1 protein-coding gene is annotated in these 635 nt (G+C 40.5%); it reads left to right on the top strand.

What is annotated here, in order from left to right:
* Positions 1-628, top strand: a 628-nt coding sequence (locus ACFQ38_RS11305; RefSeq protein WP_381480942.1) for a transposase, incomplete at its 5' end; no start/stop codon positions are given.
* Positions 629-635: the final 7 nt, after the last annotated feature.

Raw genomic sequence — 635 nt, 5'->3', positions numbered from 1 at the left:
GGACATAATCGAGCAGGATTATTTTGAATTACCGAAGCACATTGTCGCAGACGCGGGATACGGCAGTGAACAGAATTATGACGACATCCTCTCGAACCGGAAACGGGAAGCTTTGATCACGTATGGCATGTATATAAAAGAACAAAAGAAGAAATATAAACAGAACAAGTTCAACACAGCAAACTGGCAGTATGATGAAGAGAATGATGTCTATATATGTCCAAATGAGAAACGTCTCCTCTTTAAATATCATTCTGTCCGTACAGATAAAGCTGGTTTCACGCGTCATTTTAAGGTTTACGAATGCGAAGACTGTTCAGGATGCCCATTTCGTTCGTTGTGTACGAAAGCAAAAGAAGGAAACCATCGAAAGCTTATGGTGAACGAGAAGTGGGAACAGCAAAAAGAATATGTCAGAACGAAGCTTTCAGAAGAAAAAACAAGTTCCATCTATCGTCAGAGAAAAATTGACGTAGAACCAGTTTTTGGATTCTTGAAGGCCAATTTGTGTTTCACTCGATTTTCCGTTCGAGGAAAATCGAAGGTTGAAAACGAAATGGGCCTTGCGTTACTGGCCGTGAATTTAAGAAAATACACGGCCAACAGTAGGGATCACACGCAAAAATAGAGAAAGG

The organism is Sporosarcina contaminans (assembly GCF_042679045.1).
Classification (GTDB): domain Bacteria; phylum Bacillota; class Bacilli; order Bacillales_A; family Planococcaceae; genus Sporosarcina; species Sporosarcina contaminans.
This window is presented reverse-complemented; position numbering and strand designations above follow the sequence as displayed.